Annotated in this window: 23 protein-coding genes; 13 read left to right on the plus strand and 10 right to left on the minus strand. The window is 67.0% G+C overall.

What is annotated here, in order from left to right; all coding sequences use genetic code 11:
- Positions 1-302: lysoplasmalogenase family protein (locus QK444_RS07175; RefSeq protein ID WP_282778280.1), on the plus strand; the 302-nt coding region annotated here is incomplete at its 5' end.
- A gap of 17 nt (positions 303-319) precedes the next feature.
- On the opposite strand, the gene QK444_RS07180 is transcribed toward QK444_RS07175, so the two are convergent.
- The 6 genes from QK444_RS07180 to QK444_RS07205 form a co-directional block, all read right to left on the minus strand.
- Positions 320-1,417, minus strand: coding sequence for a phosphotransferase (locus QK444_RS07180; protein WP_282778282.1), 1,098 nt, complete (start codon positions 1,415-1,417; stop codon positions 320-322).
- A 4-nt stretch (positions 1,418-1,421) separates the two neighbouring features.
- Positions 1,422-2,756, minus strand: coding sequence for a cytosine permease (locus tag QK444_RS07185; protein ID WP_282778284.1), 1,335 nt, complete (start codon positions 2,754-2,756; stop codon positions 1,422-1,424).
- A gap of 72 nt (positions 2,757-2,828) precedes the next feature.
- Complete coding sequence (locus tag QK444_RS07190; RefSeq protein WP_282778286.1) at positions 2,829-3,275, minus strand: hypothetical protein; 447 nt, start codon at positions 3,273-3,275, stop codon at positions 2,829-2,831.
- 148 nt (positions 3,276-3,423) lie between these two features.
- The gene (locus tag QK444_RS07195) at positions 3,424-3,963 is read right to left on the minus strand and encodes a Uma2 family endonuclease (protein ID WP_282778288.1); all 540 of its coding nucleotides are present in this window, start codon (positions 3,961-3,963) and stop codon (positions 3,424-3,426) included.
- A gap of 143 nt (positions 3,964-4,106) precedes the next feature.
- Positions 4,107-4,760 carry a response regulator transcription factor gene (locus QK444_RS07200; RefSeq protein WP_282778290.1) on the minus strand — a complete coding sequence of 218 codons (654 nt, stop codon included), beginning with the start codon at positions 4,758-4,760 and terminating at the stop codon, positions 4,107-4,109.
- A complete protein-coding gene (locus QK444_RS07205; RefSeq protein ID WP_282778292.1) occupies positions 4,757-6,151 on the minus strand; it encodes a sensor histidine kinase in 1,395 nt (464 codons plus the stop codon). The genes QK444_RS07200 and QK444_RS07205 overlap by 4 nt, the downstream gene beginning before the upstream one ends.
- A 90-nt stretch (positions 6,152-6,241) precedes the next feature.
- On the opposite strand from QK444_RS07205, the gene QK444_RS07210 reads away from it, so the two are divergent.
- From QK444_RS07210 to QK444_RS07225, 4 genes are all read left to right on the plus strand, one after another.
- Positions 6,242-6,544: a DUF4190 domain-containing protein gene (locus QK444_RS07210; RefSeq protein WP_143983587.1), complete on the plus strand. Its 303-nt coding sequence runs from the start codon at positions 6,242-6,244 to the stop codon at positions 6,542-6,544.
- A gap of 37 nt (positions 6,545-6,581) precedes the next feature.
- A complete protein-coding gene (locus tag QK444_RS07215) occupies positions 6,582-6,881 on the plus strand; it encodes a DUF4190 domain-containing protein (protein WP_282778295.1) in 300 nt (99 codons plus the stop codon).
- 35 nt (positions 6,882-6,916) lie between these two features.
- Positions 6,917-7,594: a TrmH family RNA methyltransferase gene (locus QK444_RS07220; protein WP_282778296.1), complete on the plus strand. Its 678-nt coding sequence runs from the start codon at positions 6,917-6,919 to the stop codon at positions 7,592-7,594.
- A 108-nt stretch (positions 7,595-7,702) separates the two neighbouring features.
- Entirely contained in the window at positions 7,703-8,851 is a 1,149-nt protein-coding gene (locus QK444_RS07225; RefSeq protein WP_282778298.1) for a glycoside hydrolase family 76 protein, read from the plus strand.
- Positions 8,852-8,914: 63 nt separating this feature from the next.
- On the opposite strand, the gene QK444_RS07230 is transcribed toward QK444_RS07225, so the two are convergent.
- Both QK444_RS07230 and QK444_RS07235 read right to left on the minus strand, forming a co-directional pair.
- Complete coding sequence (locus tag QK444_RS07230; protein WP_051037846.1) at positions 8,915-9,595, minus strand: DedA family protein; 681 nt, start codon at positions 9,593-9,595, stop codon at positions 8,915-8,917.
- Between the two features lie 31 nt (positions 9,596-9,626).
- Positions 9,627-10,307 (minus strand): DedA family protein, encoded by a 681-nt coding sequence (locus QK444_RS07235; protein WP_282778338.1) that lies wholly within the window; start codon positions 10,305-10,307, stop codon positions 9,627-9,629.
- A gap of 201 nt (positions 10,308-10,508) precedes the next feature.
- On the opposite strand from QK444_RS07235, the gene fbaA reads away from it, so the two are divergent.
- From fbaA to QK444_RS07255, 4 genes are all read left to right on the plus strand, one after another.
- Positions 10,509-11,546, plus strand: a complete 1,038-nt coding sequence (gene fbaA, locus QK444_RS07240; protein WP_282778300.1) for a class II fructose-bisphosphate aldolase — start codon at positions 10,509-10,511, stop codon at positions 11,544-11,546.
- A 125-nt stretch (positions 11,547-11,671) separates the two neighbouring features.
- Positions 11,672-12,790, plus strand: a complete 1,119-nt coding sequence (locus QK444_RS07245; protein ID WP_282778302.1) for a BTAD domain-containing putative transcriptional regulator — start codon at positions 11,672-11,674, stop codon at positions 12,788-12,790.
- Positions 12,791-12,904: 114 nt separating this feature from the next.
- Positions 12,905-13,135: a CopG family transcriptional regulator gene (locus QK444_RS07250; RefSeq protein ID WP_143979397.1), complete on the plus strand. Its 231-nt coding sequence runs from the start codon at positions 12,905-12,907 to the stop codon at positions 13,133-13,135.
- Complete coding sequence (locus QK444_RS07255; RefSeq protein WP_282778304.1) at positions 13,123-13,554, plus strand: PIN domain-containing protein; 432 nt, start codon at positions 13,123-13,125, stop codon at positions 13,552-13,554. Before QK444_RS07250 ends, QK444_RS07255 begins: the two co-directional genes overlap by 13 nt.
- A gap of 227 nt (positions 13,555-13,781) precedes the next feature.
- Here QK444_RS07255 and QK444_RS07260 read toward each other — a convergent pair whose 3' ends face one another.
- Both QK444_RS07260 and QK444_RS07265 read right to left on the minus strand, forming a co-directional pair.
- A complete protein-coding gene (locus QK444_RS07260; RefSeq protein ID WP_282778306.1) occupies positions 13,782-14,156 on the minus strand; it encodes a hypothetical protein in 375 nt (124 codons plus the stop codon).
- Between the two features lie 1,241 nt (positions 14,157-15,397).
- Positions 15,398-15,922: a hypothetical protein gene (locus QK444_RS07265; RefSeq protein ID WP_282778308.1), complete on the minus strand. Its 525-nt coding sequence runs from the start codon at positions 15,920-15,922 to the stop codon at positions 15,398-15,400.
- Between the two features lie 367 nt (positions 15,923-16,289).
- Here QK444_RS07265 and QK444_RS07270 point away from each other — a divergent pair, with 367 nt between their 5' ends.
- The 4 genes from QK444_RS07270 (at position 16,290) to QK444_RS07285 (ending at position 18,143) form a co-directional block, all read left to right on the plus strand.
- On the plus strand, positions 16,290-16,694 hold the full coding sequence (locus QK444_RS07270; protein WP_282778310.1) for a hypothetical protein: 405 nt from the start codon (positions 16,290-16,292) through the stop codon (positions 16,692-16,694).
- Positions 16,695-16,757: 63 nt separating this feature from the next.
- Positions 16,758-17,321: a hypothetical protein gene (locus tag QK444_RS07275; RefSeq protein WP_282778312.1), complete on the plus strand. Its 564-nt coding sequence runs from the start codon at positions 16,758-16,760 to the stop codon at positions 17,319-17,321.
- A gap of 151 nt (positions 17,322-17,472) precedes the next feature.
- Positions 17,473-17,730 carry a hypothetical protein gene (locus QK444_RS07280; RefSeq protein WP_282778314.1) on the plus strand — a complete coding sequence of 86 codons (258 nt, stop codon included), beginning with the start codon at positions 17,473-17,475 and terminating at the stop codon, positions 17,728-17,730.
- A gap of 59 nt (positions 17,731-17,789) precedes the next feature.
- Entirely contained in the window at positions 17,790-18,143 is a 354-nt protein-coding gene (locus QK444_RS07285) for a DUF5361 domain-containing protein (RefSeq protein WP_282778316.1), read from the plus strand.
- Positions 18,144-18,159: the final 16 nt, after the last annotated feature.

An 18,159-nucleotide genomic window follows, 5' to 3' on the forward strand; every position in this document is an offset into this window, starting at 1 on the left:
CTCCGACGGTGGCGCTACCGCTCACCGCCTACGGGGCGACGCTGGGCACCGCCGCCGTACTGGCGTCGGATCCGGAACTCGCACCGGGCGCGCGGAACATCGCGGGACTGAACATCCCGAACTCGGACCCGCGTAGCCGCCTGGGTGTGGGCGCACTGCTGTTCACCCTGTCCGACGGCCTGATCGTGTTGCGCCGCATCTTCGCTCGCGGCAGCCGCTCGCGCCGGGTGAGCGAGGGCGTCATCCTGGCGACCTACGCCGGCGCGCAGTATCTGCTGGCCGACCCGCGGGCGCACCGGTAGTCACCGCGCACCGGTAGTCACCGCGAGCGCAGCATGTCCAGCAGCGCCTGCCCGTCGGTGGACTCCTCCCACCAGCGGGTGTGGCCGAGAAAGTAGTCGTGGTAGGCGATCTCGGCATTGGCCTGACTGCCGCCCGGAACGACGCCCATGAAGTAGTCGATCTCGGAGAGTTCGTATTCGCAGTGCACCAGGGGGAGCAGTTCGGGTAGTGCCCGGCGCTCCACGGCGTCGAGCGGGCGCAGCGATTCGTAGCCGTCGAGCAGGGCGCGCACCTGCCCGAGGCGCACGTCCACCGGGTCGCCGTCGCGCAGCGCCAGCCAGTCCACCGCGCTGCGTTCGATGGCGATCGCCAGATCGTGGACGCTGGTGGTGCGGTCGGCCAGCCCGAAGTCGATGACCGAGGACACCTCGCCGTCGTGCCACAGCAGATTGGTGCCGTGCCAATCATTGTGTGTCCACAGCGGTTCCAGGTCGGCAAGGGTGCGGAACAGGCGCGCGTGGACGGGCATGTGCACGCGTTCCACGTCGGTGCGCCAGGGCTGATCGGACAGGAAGATGCCCAGTGCGGGCCGGACGGCGGCCTGGCGTTCCAGCGCGCCGATGGGGTCGGCGGAGGCGAAGATGGTGAAGCTGGCCTGGAGCGGATGCGGCGGCCGATGCGGTGCGTCGTACTCCGCGGCGGCGGTGTGCAGGCGGGCCAGGGCGCGTCCGGCCGCGGCGGCATCGGCGGAGGACAGGTACGGCGACCAGGAGAAGACGCCCTGGTACCGGTCCGTTCCCGTACCGAATTCCTGTACCTCGTAGGTGAATTCGCCGATCCGGCGGGTGTCGAGCACGGCCGGGATCGGAATCCCCTGCGCCCGTAGGTGGTCCATGAACCGGTGTTCTTCTTCGAGCGCGGCGGGTGAGCGCAGCGCGAGCGGCAGTCGCTTCACGATGACCGCTCGCCCGTCCCCGGTGCGCGCCCGCGCGGTGGCCGAGAGCGGTCGCGGGCTGTGCCAGTCGACGACCGCCTCGGTGCCGAGCACTTCCGCGATCTCGGCGGAAGTCGGTGGCGGCCAATCGGGTTCGACCATGCGATCGACTCCCATGCCGTAGACGCGCTCATCGGTCATTCGCTCATGCCCTCCGACGCTGGACCAGTACCACGACCGCGGTCACCACCGCGGCCGCCAGGAATGAGAACAGCGACGCCGAGGACCACCAGCCGGGGTGGATTCCGGTGGTGTCCTGCACCGTTCGCCAGAAGTCGGCCCACCAGCTGATGGAACCCGGGTTGAACAGTTGGTAGGTCACGAAGCCGATCGCCCACGGCAGCAGCATGAGTGGGCGGGCCGGTGCGTTCTGCGCCAGATTCCAGGAGCGGCGGCCGCGGCCGAGGAAGTAGTCCACCATCAGCACCGCGCTCAACGGGACGAAGACCGAGCCGATGAGGTACAGGAAGTTGGCGTAGCTGCTGAAATCGCGCACCGGCAGGGCCAGCAGCGTCACCACCGCGCCGACGGCGGCGGCGAGTACGCGCCGGTCCACCCGGGGCAGCAGATTCTGCAGGGACATGGCTGTGGAGTAGACGTTCGCGAAGGATTGATCCGCCTCGCGCAGCACCAATACCGCGAAGAAGGCCCATCCGGCGGTGACGCCGAGGAAGGTGTCGAACACCTTGGTGGTGTCGCCCCCGGCTTGCAGGATGGCGATGGTGCCGAGGACGTAGCACCAGATCTGGGCGGCGGAGTAGCCGATGATCGTGGCTCCGGCCGAGTCGCGCACGGTGCGCGAGTGCCGGGCGTAGTCGGCGGCCAGGGGCACGAACGACACCGAGACCGCGAGGGTGGTGTCCACGGCCGGGAAGAATCCGCTCCAACTGGTCTCGGTGGGGGCGGGGACCTCGCTGCGCAGCAGCGCGACGGTGAAGTACACCATGGCGATGCCGACGGCCACGGTCACGTATTTGCGCAGCAGGTGCACCACGCGCAGCGGCCAGATGGCCATGACCGTGGACAGCACCCCGGCGGCCACGATGACCAGCGCGTGCGGCACCCGGTCCTGGGTCATGGCGGCCACGCCCAGCGCGATGACGGTCAGTTCGTAGACGCCCCAGCCGACGCACTGCACCACATTGGCGACGGTGGGCACGAAGGACAGCCGGGTGCCGAACAGTCCGCGCAGCACCACCATGGCGGGTGCGCCGGTGCGGGTGCCCACCGCTCCCGTCCCGGCCACCATGGCGGTGCCGACCAGGGTGCCCAGCAGGGTGGCGAGCAGCGCGCCGAGCAGCGGCAGCGGCGGATGTCCGGTCGGGTACAGCACATACGCGGCCCCGCTGAATCCGATGAGGCTGACGCCGATATTGCCCCAGAACGCCGCCTGATCGGTGAAGCCGAGTGTCCGGGGCGGCTCGGTGTCCAGCAGCAGCGGCGCTTCCCGCGCCTCGGGCGAAATTCCGGCAATCGTCACTCGCAAAGCCTAGAACGCGACTCGTCGGTATCCGAGGGGCGCGCCTGGTGTCGATGCGGCGACCGGCGGGCACTACAGGCAGATGATGATGCGGTCGCGGTCCTCCGGGTCGACGCGAATCGAAATCGTCTCGCCCACCGCGAGTTTCGGCTGGTCGACCGGTTGTACGTCGTAGACGATGGTGCCGTGGTACGGCGGCGAGCCGGGGACGACGAGTTCCAGGTCGAGTTCGGCGAGTTCGGTGTGGTGATTGGTGCGCCGGAGCGGATGAACGCCTTCGATGGTGGCCCAGCCCTCGTATCCGCGACGGCGCAGTCGGCGGTCGGCCCGGGAGGGGCGCTGGGCGAGGAGCATGCCGACCCCGAGGAAGCTGCCGAACAGGCCGACCAGCATGAAAATCTGCATCGGCGCTGTTCCGGGGGGTGCGAGACGCGCGATCCAGCCCAGCCAGATGACGAGGGTCAGCAGGTACAGGGCCACGACGCCGAGAATCGTATGCAGCATCCGCGCGTGGTTCATGACAACCTCCACCAGCGCTTCGGACTTCCAGGATAGGCGCGGCGGAGCCGTTGTGTGGCCGACTCGGCGCGGAATCGGCCGGGTTCAGAACAGCGAGCGTTCAGGACAGTGAGCGTTCAGGACAGTGAGTGTTCAGGACAGCGAGCGTTCAGGACAGCGAGCGCAGGGCGGTGAGCGCGTCGAGGTCGAGCCGGAGACGGTGGCCCGCGAGCTCCAGCATGACCTGCCCGGAATGCTCACCGACCGGTTCGTACCGTCCGTCCCGCAGGGCGAAGGCGTGCAGCCGCACCGGCCCCTCCGTGTCGAGCAGCCAGTAGTGTTCGATACCGACCGATTCGTATTCGGCGTATTTCAGCACCCGATCCACCCGCCGCGATCCGGGCGCGGCGATCTCCACGGCCGCCAGCACATCCGACGGCCGCACCCGCGTGGCGTGCGCGGCACCGGCCGCACCACCCACCACCAGCACATCCGGAATCCGCACCGTGGCCGGAAACCGCTCCTCCACCACCAACTCGATCCGGGCCAGGGCCGCCAGCGGCGCGGGCAGCGCCGGTTCCAACTGCGCGGCCAAGCGCCACACCGCCAACTGGTGCCGTGGCGGCTGCGGCGCGACCACCGGCACCCCTTCGACCAGTTCGCAGAACAGGTCACCCGTGCGCAGCGAAGACCATTCGTCGATCGTCAATAGGTGATCCGGCCACGCCCCAACCATTTTCACCGCTTCCGCGGATCTCGACCGCCGCATGGTTCCAGTCTTCCACGCCCGGCAATCACCCGGCATCGTTTCCTTTCCGTGGCAGGCCGCGCCGTCCGCGCACCCGCCGCCGGTCACCCGCGCAGGCGCAGCACCGCCAGCACCCGGCGGTGATGGGTGTCCGAGGGCGGCAGATCCAGTTTCAGGAAGATATTGCCGATGTGCTTCTCCACCGCTCGTTCGGTGACGGTGAGCGCCGCGGCGATGGCGGCATTGGTCAAGCCCTGGGCCATGAGTTCCAGCACCTCGCGCTCGCGCGGGGTGAGGCGGGACAGCGCGTCCTGTTGGCGCGTGGCACCCATCAACTGACTCACCACTTCCGGATCGAGGGCGGTGCCGCCGGAGGCGACCCGCGTCAGGGCGTCGACGAACTCGCGCACGTCGGCGACGCGGTCCTTGAGCAGGTAGCCGACGCCACCCGCGCCGGCGGCGAGAAGTTCGGTCGCATAACGGGTTTCGATCCACTGCGAGAACACCAGCACCCCGACGTCGGGGTGGCCGCGGCGCAGCGCGAGCGCCGCGATCAGCCCCTCGTCGGTGAAGGTCGGCGGCATGCGCACGTCCACCACCGCGACGTCGGGGCGATGCCGCGCCACCACGTCGCCCAGGGTGTCGGCGTCGCCGACGGCGGCCACCACCTGGTGGCCGCGCTCGGTGAGCAGGCCGGTCAGCCCGTCGCGCAGGATGGCATTGTCCTCGGCGATGACGATGCGCAGCGGTGTACTCATCGCGGCACCGTGAGTGGCAGCAGCACGGTGACGACGGTAGGGCCGCCCGACGGGCTGTCCACGGCGAGCTCGCCGTCCACGGTGCGTGCCCGCGCCGCCAGCCCCGAGAGGCCGCCGCCCACACCGGTGTTGCCGGTGCCCACGGCGGGCTGAAGCACACCTCCGACGCCGTTGTCACGCACCGAGATCGCGAACCGCTCGGTGCCCTGCGGCAGGACCGACACCCAGATCTGCGTGGCCCCGGCGTGCTTGACCACATTGGTGAGCAGTTCGGCCACCGAGAAGTACGCGATGGCCTCCAGGGCGGGGTCGGGCCGCACCGGCAGCAGCACCCGCAGCTCCACCGGCAGCGCACAGCGCGCCACCAGGGTCTCCAGCGCCGGTTCCAGGCCGAGTTCCAGTGCGGGCGGATGGATTCCGCGCACCAGTTCGCGCAGTTCGGTCAGTGCCTCCTTGGATCCGGAGCGGGCCTGGGCGATCAGCTCGGTGGGATCGCCCCCGGCGGCCATGCGCTCCTCGGCGCGGGCCAGCGCCATGGCGATGCTCACCAGCCGCGCCTGGGTGCCGTCGTGCAGGTCGCGTTCCAGCCGCCGCAGCGTCGCCGCGGAATCCTCCACCGCCGCCCGGCGGCTGGCCTGTAACTCGGCCAGTTGCCGATCCCGCGCGGTGGGTGTCAACAGCAGGACGGCCAGCAGCCGGTGCAGCCAGCACACCCCGCGCATCACCCATGGCATGAGCAAACAGGCGATGACCCCCAGCAGTGCGAAACCGATGACGCGCGGCCAGGTTTCCACGTAGAAGTCCCCGAACTGCGCCAGCGAGTGATGCTCCACCCCGTTCTCGTCCACATTGATCGGATGGTCGATCACCCAGAAGATCGGCGAGAGCACCACGAACACCGACATGACGCCGACGACCAGCACCGCATAGCCCACGGCCACGCCGAGCACGGCCTGCGCGAGCAGGAACAGCAGCGCTCGCCAGGAGGTGCGGTCGGTGAAGGCTCCGCGCAGCCAGCCGAAGAAGCCGGGGCGGGGTGCGAACGGTGGCGGCTCGGGCAGCCGGGTGTCGAGCAGTGTGCCGACGACCGCGCGGTACACCCGTCCCCACAGCCGTCCGCCGAGCAGGACGGCCGCCAGGATCGGGATACCGAGCACGAAGATCGACAGGTACAGCCCGCCGCCGATGGCGAAGACCAGATACAGCGTCGCGATGCCGCCGAGCACCATCGCGACCAGCAGGTAGGCGAATTCCTTCCAGGTGCGCGCGGTGAACGGGGCGCGCAGGAAGATCAGCCACGGGGGCGGTCCGGTGCGCTCGGGCGCGGGTTCGGACGGCTCGGGGCCGGGTTTCGGCAGCACGAGGGTGGGTTCGGCGGGCATCTCCGTCATGGTTTCATCGTCGTCGGCGCGGGCTCGGGACACGATGGCGCTGACCCGAAATTCCATGGTGGTGTCAGCACTACCCCTACCATCATGCCTATGAGCTATCAGCAGCCTCCGCCGCCCGGCCAGTACCCGCAGCGTGATCATCCGCAGGCCGTGGTGATTCTGGTGCTCGGCATTCTGAGCCTCATCCTCTGCCAGCTGCTCGGCCCGGTCGCCTGGGTGATGGGTCGCAGCGCGCTGCGTGAGATCGACTCCTCCGGTGGCGCGATCGGCGGGCGCGGCATCGTGCTGGCCGGTTACGTCTGCGGCATCATCGCGTCGATCCTGATCATTCTCGCCGTCATCGCCTTCGTCGTGCTGCTCGCGCTGGGCACGTTCACCGCCACCAGCGCCTGACGCGCGTGGGAGCGCGCCGGCGAAATACGATGGTCGGGTGAGCTACCCCTCCTACGGCTACCCGGCCTACGGCTACGGTCCGCCGCCCGACCATCCGCAGGCCACCACCATTCTGGTGCTCGGCATTCTGGGCCTGGTGTTGTGCCAGCTGCTCGGCCCGGTGGCCTGGATCATGGGCAGCAAGGCGCGCCGCGAGATCGACGCCTCCGGCGGCACCCTGGGCGGGCGCGGCAACGTGACCGCGGGCTATGTCTGCGGCATCGTCGCCACCTGTCTGATGCTGCTTTATTTCGCGATCTTCGTGATCGCCATCGGGGCCGGTCTGAGCAGCTCCTGATTTCGCCCGCACCCGGCCTCGTTACGATGTTCGGAGTGAGTCACGCCCCGACCGACGAATCGCTGCCCGGCCCTACCGAATGGGGCGAGCATCCGCACGGCGTCGGACCGTGGCGCGCGGAGTTCGGCACCGAGCCGCCCGCGGATCCGCGCCTGGATCCGGAGCTGCTCGCGCACGGTGACCGCCGCAATGTGGTGGACGCCTACCGGTACTGGACCCGCGATGCCATCGTGGCCGATATCGATCGACGGCGGCACCCGTTCCACGTGGCGATCGAGAACTTCGGGCACGACGCCAATATCGGCACGGTGGTGCGCACGGCCAATGCGTTCGCGGCGGCGGCCGTGCACATCGTGGGGCGCAAGCGGTGGAATCGGCGCGGGGCCATGGTCACCGACCGCTATCAGCACATCGAGCATCATGCCGATACGGCGGCGCTGCTGGAATTCGCGGCGGCGGCCGGGCTGACGGTGGTGGCCGTCGACAATGTGCCCGGCGCGGTACCCCTGGAGACGGTGCGGCTGCCGCGCGCATGCCTGCTGCTGTTCGGGCAGGAGGGGCCGGGAGTCACCGCCGACGCCAAGGCGGGGGCGCGGCTGACCGTATCCATCGCGCAGTTCGGTTCGACGCGCAGTATCAACGCGGGCGTCGCGGCGGGGATCGCCATGCACGCGTGGGTGCGGGAACACGCGGACCTGTCGGCCGCCTGGTGACGCCCCGGTCCACGGCCGGTCGCGGCCATCCTGCCAAGATCGATTCAGACACGGTTGCATAACGAAATCAGCCACATGATCAGGTGCCCGACTGGCACCATATGTCCTATGACTTCGCGGACCGGGCGACCTGCCGAGCCCAGTGCTGCGCTCTGGTCCGAGCGTGCCGATATGGCCGAATCCGCCATCCTGTCACGACATCTGCGCGCGCTGTGGGGAATTCCCGGAGCCACTCTCGGCGTGGTCGGCTGGCCCGCGACCCGGCGCGACCGCCTCTTCGTGTCCTGGCACTACTGGTGGCAGGCCCATCTCATCGACTGCGCCACCGATGCCGCCAACCGGGAGCCCACGCCCGCGCGGCTGCGGCGCATCCGAACCGTGGCGCGCGGTATGCGGCTGCGCAATATCACCGGCTGGACCAACAACTACTACGACGATATGGCCTGGCTGGCCATATCCCTCGAGCGCGCCGACCGCACCCTGGGCATCGACGATATGCGGTACGGGCTGCGGACGTTGGAGAAGGAACTGGTCGACGGGTGGACGCCCGAGGTGGGCGGCGGCATTCCGTGGCGTAGGGGCTCCGACTTCTACAACGCGCCCGCCAACGGTCCGGCCGGAATCGTCATGGCGCGGCTCGGGCGCTACGGGCGCGCTCAGGAAATCGCCGACTGGCTCGACGACACCCTGCGGGACAAGGAGTCCGGGCTGATTCTGGACGGCATCCATCTGCCCTCCGGCGAGGTCGAGCATCCGGTCTACACCTACTGCCAGGGCGTGGTGCTCGGCCTGGAAACCGAACTGGCGGTGCACACCGGCGAACCCCGGCACGCGGACCGGGTGCTGACCCTGCTGGCGGCCGTCGAGGAGCATATGACCAGCGGCGGTGTGGTCGATGGTGGCGGCGGTGGGGACGGCGGCCTGTTCAACGGCATCCTCGCCCGCTACCTGGCCCTGGTCGCCGTCATGCTGCCCGGCGACGACGCCGCGCACATCAAGGCCCGCCGCACCGCCGCCGCGATCGTGCGGGCTTCCGCCGTCGCGGCCTGGGAGAACCGGCTGGAGGTGGAGGGCGAACCGCTCTTCGGTCCCGATTGGCGCGAACCGGCCCGACTACCCGGTATCGCGGGGGCGGGTTACCTCACCGCCAATGGCTCGGTGACCGCCTCCCGCACCCCGGAACGCGATCTGTCGGTACAGCTTTCGGGCTGGATGCTGATGGAGGCCGCGCACACCGTGACCGCGGCGGGACTCTGACCCACCGGTACGGCGTCGGAGCACGCTCCTGCCCGCGCACGCGCGGGAACCGGGTGCCTCCGCTCAGATGCTGCGATGGTCCGCGACGGCCGCGGTGTCGGTCGCGTCGTCCACATCGAAATCCTCGGCCGGACGCGCCATCTCCAGCCGGTACTGCCGGATGCCGAGCAGCGTGCCCAGGATCAGCCCCACCACCAGCGTGCAGATGACCGCGGGCATGAGCCAGGACATGTCCTCCAGGAAGCTGCCCGCGTAGTAGCCGATGAGCAGCAGCACCGGTGCCCAGATGATCGCGCCGATGGTGGAGGCGACGGTGTACTTGCGGTGATCCATTCCGGCCGCACCCGCCACCAGCGGGCAGAGCGTGCGCACCCACGGAATCCACCGCGCCACCAGCACCGCGAAGAAGCCGTGCCGGTGCAGCAGGGCCGACACCCGCGCGAGGTTGTGGGTGTTGATGTACTTGCCGTTCTTGCGCGCCACCAGATGGTGTCCGGTGCGTTGGCCGAATACGTATCCGACCTGGTTACCGGCGATGGCCGCGATCATGGCTCCCACCGACAGCGCCCAGACCTGCGCCTCTCCGGTGGCGTGCGCGGCCAGCACCACGCCGGCGGTGATGAGCATGGAATCGCCGGGCAGGAACAGCCCGATGATGAGCGCGCACTCCAGGAAGACGAAGGTCAGCACCACCGTCCAGACGAGCAGCGGCCCGGCTGTCTCGAGGGGATCGAAACCGCCCATCGCAAGGTTCAGCGGGGTGGTGGACAAGGGATCAGTGGGTGGGTTCGTTGGTACGGGCGGGTTCCGCCTCGGCGACGACCGCGGCATCGGCCGAGCGACGGCCCAGCAACGCGCGCGCCACGGACCCCACCATCGGCAGCACCGAGATGAACACGATGATCAGGAAGATGGCCTCGACGTGATCCCGGATGAAGGCCACGTTCCCCAGGAAGTAGCCGAGCACCGTGACGCCACCGCCCCACAGGATCGCGCCGACGATGTCGAACGGCACGTACTTGCGGTAGCTCATGGCCGAGACGCCCGCCAGCACCGGCACGAAGGTGCGGGCGATCGGGACGAAGCGGGCCATGATGATGGCCGCCGGGCCCCACTTCTCGAAGAAGTCGTGCGCCTCGGTGATGTACTTCTTCTTGAGGAAACGCCCGTCGGGGCGGTGATACAGCGCCGGACCGAAGCCCTTGCGGCCGATCCAGTAGGCGCACTGGTCGCCCAGGAACGCCGTCACCGCGATGGCGGGCGCGAGGATCCAGATCGACACCGGCGGGTTCGGCTGTGCCGCGAGCAAGCCACCGGTGAACAGCAGCGAGTCGCCCGGCAGTAGCGGGAACAGCAGCCCGGTCTCGATGAAGACGATCGCCAGAATCGCCGGCAGCACCGCGTTCTTCAACCACGACTCCGTGAGGAGGTACATGGGATCCAAGAACTGGGGCATCGCCAGGGTCGTCACGGTGTCAGCAGCGGCCAGCAAGGTCACGGCCACCACAGTACCGGTGATTCGCACATCACACCGAATGTCGAAGCGACATCACAGACTTATCAGGGTTGTGAGGGCAGCCGGTGGTGTGAAAGCCGCCTGTCCTATGGTGTGGGCTGACAGAATTTGTTGTACGCAGCACACACAACGGAGGTCACTGTGCCCATCGCGACTCCGGAGATCTACGCCGAGATGATTGCTCGGGCCAAAGAGAACTCCTTCGCGTTTCCTGCCATCAACTGCACGTCGTCGGAGACCGTCAACGCGGCCATCAAGGGCTTCGCCGACGCGGGTAGCGACGGCATCATCCAGTTCTCCACCGGCGGTGCCGAATTCGGCTCCGGCCTGGGTGTGAAGGACATGGTCACCGGCGCGGTCGCCCTCGCCGAGTTCGCCACCGTGATCGCCGCCAAGTACGACGTCACCATCGCGCTGCACACCGACCACTGCCCGAAGGACAAGCTCGACACCTTCGTGCGCCCGCTGCTGGCCATCTCGGCCGACCGCGTCAAGAGCGGCCAGCACCCGCTGTTCCAGTCGCACATGTGGGACGGTTCCGCGATTCCGATCGACGAGAACCTCGAGATCGCCAAGGAACTGCTCAAGCAGGCCCACGCCGCCAACATCATCCTCGAGGTGGAGATCGGCGTCGTCGGCGGTGAAGAGGACGGCGTCGAGAACGCCATCAACGACAAGCTCTACACCTCGCCCGAGGACTTCGAGAAGACCATCGACGCGCTCGGCGCGGGCGAGAACGGCAAGTACCTGCTGGCCGCCACCTTCGGCAATGTGCACGGCGTCTACAAGCCGGGCAATGTGAAGCTCAAGCCCGAGGTGCTGGCCGAGGGTCAGCGGGTGGCCGCCGCCAAGCTGGGCTTGGGCGCGGACGCGCAGCCGTTCGATTTCGTCTTCCACGGCGGTTCGGGCTCGCTGAAGTCGGAGATCGAGGATTCGCTGCGCTACGGCGTGGTCAAGATGAACGTCGACACCGACACCCAGTACGCCTTCACCCGGCCGGTGGCGGCGCACATGTTCAGCAACTACGACGGCGTGCTGAAGGTGGACGGCGAGGTCGGCAACAAGAAGGTCTACGACCCGCGCTCCTACCTGAAGAAGGCCGAGGCCAATATGGCCGCCCGCGTCGTGGAGGCGTGCAACGACCTGAAGTCGGTCGGTCGTTCCATCAGCGCCAAGTAAGGTATTCCGCGAGCGGAAACTCCGAACGAGGTGAAGCGACGCGTGTGCCGCGGCGGTGTCTGCACCGCCGCGGCGTTTTCGTTGCTCTGCTGCAAGTTGCCCTGACGTAATCCGAGGTGCACGGCATGACTCTCGAGGTGCGGGTCCTCGGACCTGTGCAACTGCTGGTCGACGGCCGGGTGCTGCCGGTCGGCGGACCGAAACCGCGCGCACTGCTCGCCGCGCTGATCGTTAACCGGCGGCGCGCGGTGTCCTCGCAGGCGTTGGCCGACATCGTGTGGAACGACGAGCCGCCGGACTCCTACCAGGCCAGCCTGCAGGTGTTCGTGTCGAATATCCGCAAGACGCTGCGTCAGGCGGGGGTGGACGCGGCCGCCGTGCTGCGCACCGAATCCTCCGGCTACCGCCTGGAGATCCCCGACGACCGGTGCGACCTGGGCCGGTTCGAAACCATTCGCCGCAGTGCCGCCGAGGCCGCGGCGGCGGGCGATCCCGAATCCGCGGCCCGGCTGTACGCGGCCGCGCTGGAGCAGTGGAGCGGCCGCGCCCTCGACGATCTGAGCGGGCTGTCCTTCGCCGACAGCTTCGCCACCGCCATGGACGAGGAGCGGCTGCTGGCCGCCTCCGCCCGCATCGACGCCGAAATCGCCTGCAAGCGCGCGTCTTCGGTGGTGGGTGAGTTGGTCGCCATGACCCAGGCGCATCCGCTGCGGGAGCCGCTGTGGGCGCAGCTCATCACCGCCCTGTACCTGTCCGGCCGCCAGGCCGACGCCCTGGACGCCTGCCGCCGCGTGCGCACCGTGCTGGCCGACGAACTCGGCATCGACCCCGGCCCCGCCCTGGTCGCCCTGGAACAGCGGGTACTGCGACAGGAACCCCTGGACACCATGGAGATCGTCGACGTCGAACGCATGGCCAAGGCCATGACCGAAACGGTCACCGAAACCCCGCGTGCCGTCCGCAGCGGACACCTCCGCCTCGCCGACGGCCGCACCGTCCCCGTCGCCGCCGCCGGCCTCAAGATCGGCCGCATGACCGACAACGACCTGATCCTCGACGACCCTAAGGCCAGCCGCTACCACGCCCACATCACCCCCAGCCGCGCCGGTCTCCTCATCAAGGATCTGCACTCGGCCAACGGCGTCTACATCAACGACGAGGTCATCGACAGCGCCACGGTGCTGTCCGACGGTGACGCCATCCGCATCGGGTCTACGGTGTTGGTGTTCCAGGCGGCGCGGTAGGGGAGCTCGGCTCAGCTGTCCAGCAATTGATGCTGCTGCCCCAGACGGATTTCCGCTGATCTCCACGCGAGGCGGCGTCAGCGCCACTAACATTCACAGGTATGCTGGCATACCATGAAGCGGACAACCGTGAAGCTACCCGACGAGCTTGACGAGCGCCTGCGCCATGAGGCGGCGCGGCGCGGTATCACGGTCGCCGAACTGACGCGCGAGGCGATCACCCAATATCTTTGCGCACCCACCGGTGCGCGGCGACGGTTCGGCGCGGCAGCGGCGGGGCGCAGCGGGCGCTCGGACGTGTCGGCCCGGATCGATGAAATCCTCAGCCGAGAGTGGGACCGATAAGCGCCCTGATCGTCGACGCCGGACCGTTGTACGCCTACGTCGACGCCGACGATGCACACCACGAAGCCTGCCTCGAACTGCTCCAAACACACCGCGGCCCCCTCGTCGTCCCGACCCTCGTCATCACCGAAGCCGCATACCTCATCGCCAGCCGACTCGGAACCGAAGCCGAGGTGCGCTTCCTCGGAGACTTGGCCGAGGGTCTGTTCGTGATCGAGCCCGTCCACGCGGCGGATTGGCTCCGCATCGCCGAACTCGTCGCGAAATACCGAGACTTGCCACTGGGAACTGCTGACGCCTCGGTAATCGCCGCAGCCGAACGCCGGAACCTGACATACATCGCCACCACGGATCGACGCCATTTCTCCGTGGTCCGACCACGTCACATCGACGCCTTCACCCTCTTGCCCTCCCGCTGAGCCACACCGCGATTCGAGCCGTCTTTCCGATCGCACGCCGTGCTGCATGTGAGAAGCCCTCGATCCGCTACTGGATTCGGGGTTTTCGTTGTAAGGGCATGTGCGGCGATCACCGAACCAAGGAGCCGCCATGGATTTCGTATCCGCCGCTGTCACAACATGACCGAATCGGGCGGCCACCTGAAATCCGGTTATGCGGAAGTCAGTGGCCGCGTTTTACAGCGGCCTCAGCTGTCCAACAGGCTGATTCCGCTGACCCAGAACGAAGGGTTCGACATCTCCACGCCGAGGACACTCGTGTAGGTGGCCCGTCGACCCGTTGACGTGACCTCGACGCGTACCTCATCGCCCTCGACGACATCCCGCAGCTGGTCCTCCGTGGTACCGATCATGATCTCGGTCTCCCACGTGGCTTGGTCCGGCGTTGCGCCGCAGACGAGCCGAGCGAGTTCCGCTCCCAGGTCGGGGTCTCTCAGCGTCTCGGCCACCCGCCCGTAGACGACGATCGCGCGGTCCTTGTGGTCGGCTGGGGTCTTCGCGATGAGTTTCAGTTCGCGGTCTGTGATCGTTTCGAAAGTGGTCGGGGCGGTCGGCTCGGTCATCGGCGTGGCCGGTTCGGTTGTCTTTGATACTGAGATCGTGTCGTCGGTTCGTTGGCTGTTGCCGCTTCTTGGCCGGAGTCGGTCCCACAGGCGGCGGCACCGGTGGTGGCGGCGATGGCTAGTGCCACTGTGAGACGGCGGACTGCGGTCATGGATGTTCTCCTCCTCGCGTGCACATGCGGAACCGATGAAGCCAGTTCCGGCCTAGCGGGTCACCGGGAACCGGAGGCCCCCGCGACCCTATCGCGGGGCGGCCGAAAGTGCCTGTTGGCACCGGGATTTCGGCACAAGTACGCAGCGGACATGCCTATGGCCTCCCGTCTTGCGTTGCAGTCGGCCGCAGTTCGAATAACTCTCGACCCGCGAAGTTTCGTTTCCAGCAGATCCGCCGTACCGGAGATTCTGTGAATATCGGATCGTTGTCCAGTCTGCAGGTACTCGATGAGAAAAGGAGGCAGTCAATGGTTGAGATCGTAGCGTTCCGAGTTTCGAATCGTTTACCGTGAAGTATCTTTCGCCACGGCTGGCCTATGGCGGTGACAGACGGCCGGGCGTGCACTGGTGTCGTGATTCGTCACCGACCAACGAGGCGTGCTCATGCAAGGAGAACAATGCCCATGCCCGCCGCCCGCCGCCTCGCCGCCGCAGTCGCCATCGCCGCCGCCACCGCCGGACTCACCGCATGCGGCTCCGAAACCACCACGGACACGACGACAGCCACGCCCACCGAAACAGCCACGCCGACAAGCATTTCGAGCACCTCCGCGATACGGTCACAGGGCCGGGGTCACCACCCGGAGGCCGAAAACCGGTTCGCCCGGTTCCGCAGGTGCGGTGCCGAGCGGCGTCGTTAGGCCAAGGGTGCGGTGGCGGTGGGCTGCGCGGGCGGGTGAGTCGATGGACCGGTGTCTACCTGCGGTTTTGGTGTTTCTCGACGTTGGGTGTTGACAATATCCGCGGCTTAGGTGAGACTATGTGCAGCGCCAGAGCTGCGCCCTCATCCCGAAATGGTCGGGAAATCATCTCTTAGGCAAGCGATTACGATCGCACGCCGTGCTGCATGTGAGAAGCCCTCGATCCGCTGTCGGATTCGGGGGTTTTGTTGTAAGGGCATGTGCGGCGATTACCGAACCAAGGAGTCAAACATGGATTTCGTATCCGACGTTGTCACGACGTGACTGAACCGGGCGGCCGACCGAATTCGGTTGTATGTAATTCGGTGGCCGCGTGCGACATCGGTCTCAGTTGTCCAGCAGGCTGATTCCGCTGACCCAGAACGAAGGGTTCGATATCTCGCCGATAGCGCTCGTATAGCTGGCGGTTCGACCGGTCGACCTCAGCTCCGCACGCACTCGATCGTCTTCCACGATGTTCTTCAGCAGATCGCTCTCAGTGCCGATCATTACCTGTGTATCCCATGTAGCCGAATCCGGTGACGTGCCACAAAGCAGCTGTGCGATATCAGCACCATTTGTCTCGTCCTTCATCGTCTGTGTGACCCTCCCGTACACGATAATCGCGCGGTCCTTATGATCCGCAGGGTTCTTCGCGATGAGTTTCAGTTCCCGTTCGGTGATCGTTTCGAAAGTGGTCGGGGCGGTCGGCTCGGTCATCGGCGTGGCCGGTTCGGTTGTCTTTGATGCTGAGATCGTTGTCGTCGGTTCGTTGGTTGTTGCGGCTTCTTGGCCGGAGTCGGTTCCACAGGCGGCGGCACCGGTGGTTGCGGCGATGGCTAGCGCCACTGTGAGACGGCGGACTGCGGTCATGGATGTTCTCCTCCTCGCGTGCACATGCGGAACCGATGAAGCCGGTTCCGGCCTGGTGGGTCACCGGGAACCGGAGGCCCCCGCGACCTTATCGCAGGGCGGTCGAAAGTGCCTGTTGGCCCCGCGATTTCGGCTCCAAGTACGCAGCGGACATGCCCATGGCCTCCCGTCTTGCGTTGTAGTGGCCTGACGGTCACCGAACCGGAGGCCTCTGTGGCTCTATCGCAGGATGGTCGAAAGTGCCTGTTTTCCCTCGAGTTTCGATTCCGGGCATTCGGTAGAAGTGCCGGAACGCCATACGTGATGGTTCTGTGAATTCCGGATCGTTTTCGAGACCGGAGGTACTCAATGAGAAAGGAGGTAGTCAATGGTTGAGATCGTAGTTTTTCCCGATGTCGAATCGCTTGTCATGACGTATCTTTCGGCACAGTTGGCCGATCGTGGCGACAGCACCCCCGTGGTGCGAACCGTGCCCGAGACTCCGCCCGGCCGAATTGTCCGGCTTTCCAGTTTTTGGGGTGAGGACACCGGGCGAGCGCTGGCGTCGCGATTCGTCACCGTCCAATGCACTGATGCGACGAATGCCGATGCGGCCGCGCTGGCGGAGTTGTGTTTCGCGATCCTGCGCGGCGCGCGCCATGATCCGTCAATTCCCAGCGTCCGCGATGTAGTGGCGGTCGACCGTCCTGCGGATCGTCTGCCCGAGCCCGACCCGTATCGCCCGAACTATCAGTTCACCCTCTCTTTCCTCCTGCGCGGGCAAGCCCAATAGGACTCAGCCCGAATCGCACTCAGTTTCCAGGCCCGGTCCACAATGCCTGAAAGGGGCACAACTATGGCAAGCACTGTCAACAACGTCTACGCGGCCATGCCGAAGGCGACCGGAGCGGTGCTGCGCGCACCGCTCGCCACCGCGGGTCCGACCAGCGCCACCGATGCGCTGGACGCCGCCTTCGTCGACTGCGGTTACATCGGCGAAGAGGGCTTCACCGAGTCGAATACCCGAGAGACCGAGAAGAAGAAGGCTTTCGGCGGCTCCACGGTGAAGGTGCTGCAGACCGATTACACCGCGACCCTGAAGTTCGCCTTCCTCGAGTCGACCAACGCCGACGTGCTCAAGGCCGTGTTCGGCGATGACAACGTCACCGTCGACGGCACCACCGGCGCCATCACCGTTGAGAAGAACAAGAAGGCGCTGCCGCACAATTCGTGGGTCATCGACACCGTCGACGACGCAGTCGGCTCCATCCGGACCTACATTCCGGACGGCCAGATCACCGCCGTCGAGGACATCGTGAAGGTGCACACCGACGCGATCATGTACACGGTCACCATGGAGTGCTTCGAGGACGCCAGCGGCAACAACATCTACGAGTTCATCAACAAGACCGCCTCCTGACGGCCGCGCCCACGCGCGACTCGTAGTTCCCGAACCCGCCCGGTGAGGTCACATCGACCCACGGACCGGGCCTGCCCTCACCGGGCGGGCCTTGAAAAGCCCGGTCCCCCAATCTTTTCAATCACAACGATGCATCGAAAGGTCCGGTCCCATGATGGAGAAGTTCACCTACACCGCGCGCAACGGCAAGAAGATCACCCTGCCGCGCTTCGACAACATTCCGTTCGGCGTGATCCGCAAGCTCCGCAAGGAGGGTGAGACCGAGCAGTTCTTCGGGCTCATCGAAGGAGTGTGCAGCGCGAAGGATCTGACGGTGATCGACGCGATGAGCCAAGCCGAGGTGCGTGAGGTGATGACCGCCTGGCAGCGCGAGTCGGCGGTCGAACTGGGGGAATCCTCAGCCTCCTAGAGCTGTACGAACAGCACGGGGAGGCTGTCGAAGCCGATCTCATCCGAGCCGGTGTCCGCTTGCGCGACGTCGGCTCGAATCGTTTCACCTGGCGCGATTTCGCCGTCCTGATTCGCGAATCCTCCTCCGACAGCGCCCTGTTCCGGGCCATGCATCCCGATAGATACCGGTGGGGGCAGGTCGAGCATCTGCTGGCCGATCTGGTGGATGTGGCGAATCTGCTGCTGTGGAGCAAGACCAAGGACGGCGGCCGCAACCGCAATCGTCCCTCGCCGTATCCGCGCCCGGGGGTGGAGGACAAGACCAAACGACGGGTGCGTGGCACGGCGATCCCCATGGACCAGGTACGGGCCAGGCTGGCCGCCGTCCGGGCCCGCGAACCGGCGTCACCGGAGCAGGCGACGTCGGCGTAATCACTCGAATCCGAGC

Source organism: Nocardia sp. CC201C (assembly GCF_030010695.1).
Classification (GTDB): Bacteria; Actinomycetota; Actinomycetes; order Mycobacteriales; family Mycobacteriaceae; genus Nocardia; species Nocardia otitidiscaviarum.

What these genes read in the sequence shown, in the direction of transcription:
- QK444_RS07205 (WP_282778292.1), bottom strand. Translation starts at nt 6,151, where the DNA reads ATGACGGAGATGCCCGCCGAACCCACCCTCGTGCTGCCGAAACCCGGC.
- QK444_RS07270 (WP_282778310.1), top strand. Translation starts at nt 16,290, where the DNA reads ATGGTTGAGATCGTAGTTTTTCCCGATGTCGAATCGCTTGTCATGACG.
- QK444_RS07280 (WP_282778314.1), top strand. Translation starts at nt 17,473, where the DNA reads ATGATGGAGAAGTTCACCTACACCGCGCGCAACGGCAAGAAGATCACC.
- QK444_RS07260 (WP_282778306.1), bottom strand. Translation starts at nt 14,156, where the DNA reads ATGACCGAGCCGACCGCCCCGACCACTTTCGAAACGATCACAGACCGC.
- QK444_RS07235 (WP_282778338.1), bottom strand. Translation starts at nt 10,307, where the DNA reads ATGCCCCAGTTCTTGGATCCCATGTACCTCCTCACGGAGTCGTGGTTG.
- QK444_RS07250 (WP_143979397.1), top strand. Translation starts at nt 12,905, where the DNA reads ATGAAGCGGACAACCGTGAAGCTACCCGACGAGCTTGACGAGCGCCTG.
- QK444_RS07190 (WP_282778286.1), bottom strand. Translation starts at nt 3,275, where the DNA reads ATGAACCACGCGCGGATGCTGCATACGATTCTCGGCGTCGTGGCCCTG.
- QK444_RS07225 (WP_282778298.1), top strand. Translation starts at nt 7,703, where the DNA reads ATGACTTCGCGGACCGGGCGACCTGCCGAGCCCAGTGCTGCGCTCTGG.
- QK444_RS07275 (WP_282778312.1), top strand. Translation starts at nt 16,758, where the DNA reads ATGGCAAGCACTGTCAACAACGTCTACGCGGCCATGCCGAAGGCGACC.
- QK444_RS07180 (WP_282778282.1), bottom strand. Translation starts at nt 1,417, where the DNA reads ATGACCGATGAGCGCGTCTACGGCATGGGAGTCGATCGCATGGTCGAA.
- QK444_RS07245 (WP_282778302.1), top strand. Translation starts at nt 11,672, where the DNA reads ATGACTCTCGAGGTGCGGGTCCTCGGACCTGTGCAACTGCTGGTCGAC.
- QK444_RS07200 (WP_282778290.1), bottom strand. Translation starts at nt 4,760, where the DNA reads ATGAGTACACCGCTGCGCATCGTCATCGCCGAGGACAATGCCATCCTG.
- QK444_RS07265 (WP_282778308.1), bottom strand. Translation starts at nt 15,922, where the DNA reads ATGACCGCAGTCCGCCGTCTCACAGTGGCGCTAGCCATCGCCGCAACC.
- QK444_RS07210 (WP_143983587.1), top strand. Translation starts at nt 6,242, where the DNA reads ATGAGCTATCAGCAGCCTCCGCCGCCCGGCCAGTACCCGCAGCGTGAT.
- QK444_RS07230 (WP_051037846.1), bottom strand. Translation starts at nt 9,595, where the DNA reads ATGGGCGGTTTCGATCCCCTCGAGACAGCCGGGCCGCTGCTCGTCTGG.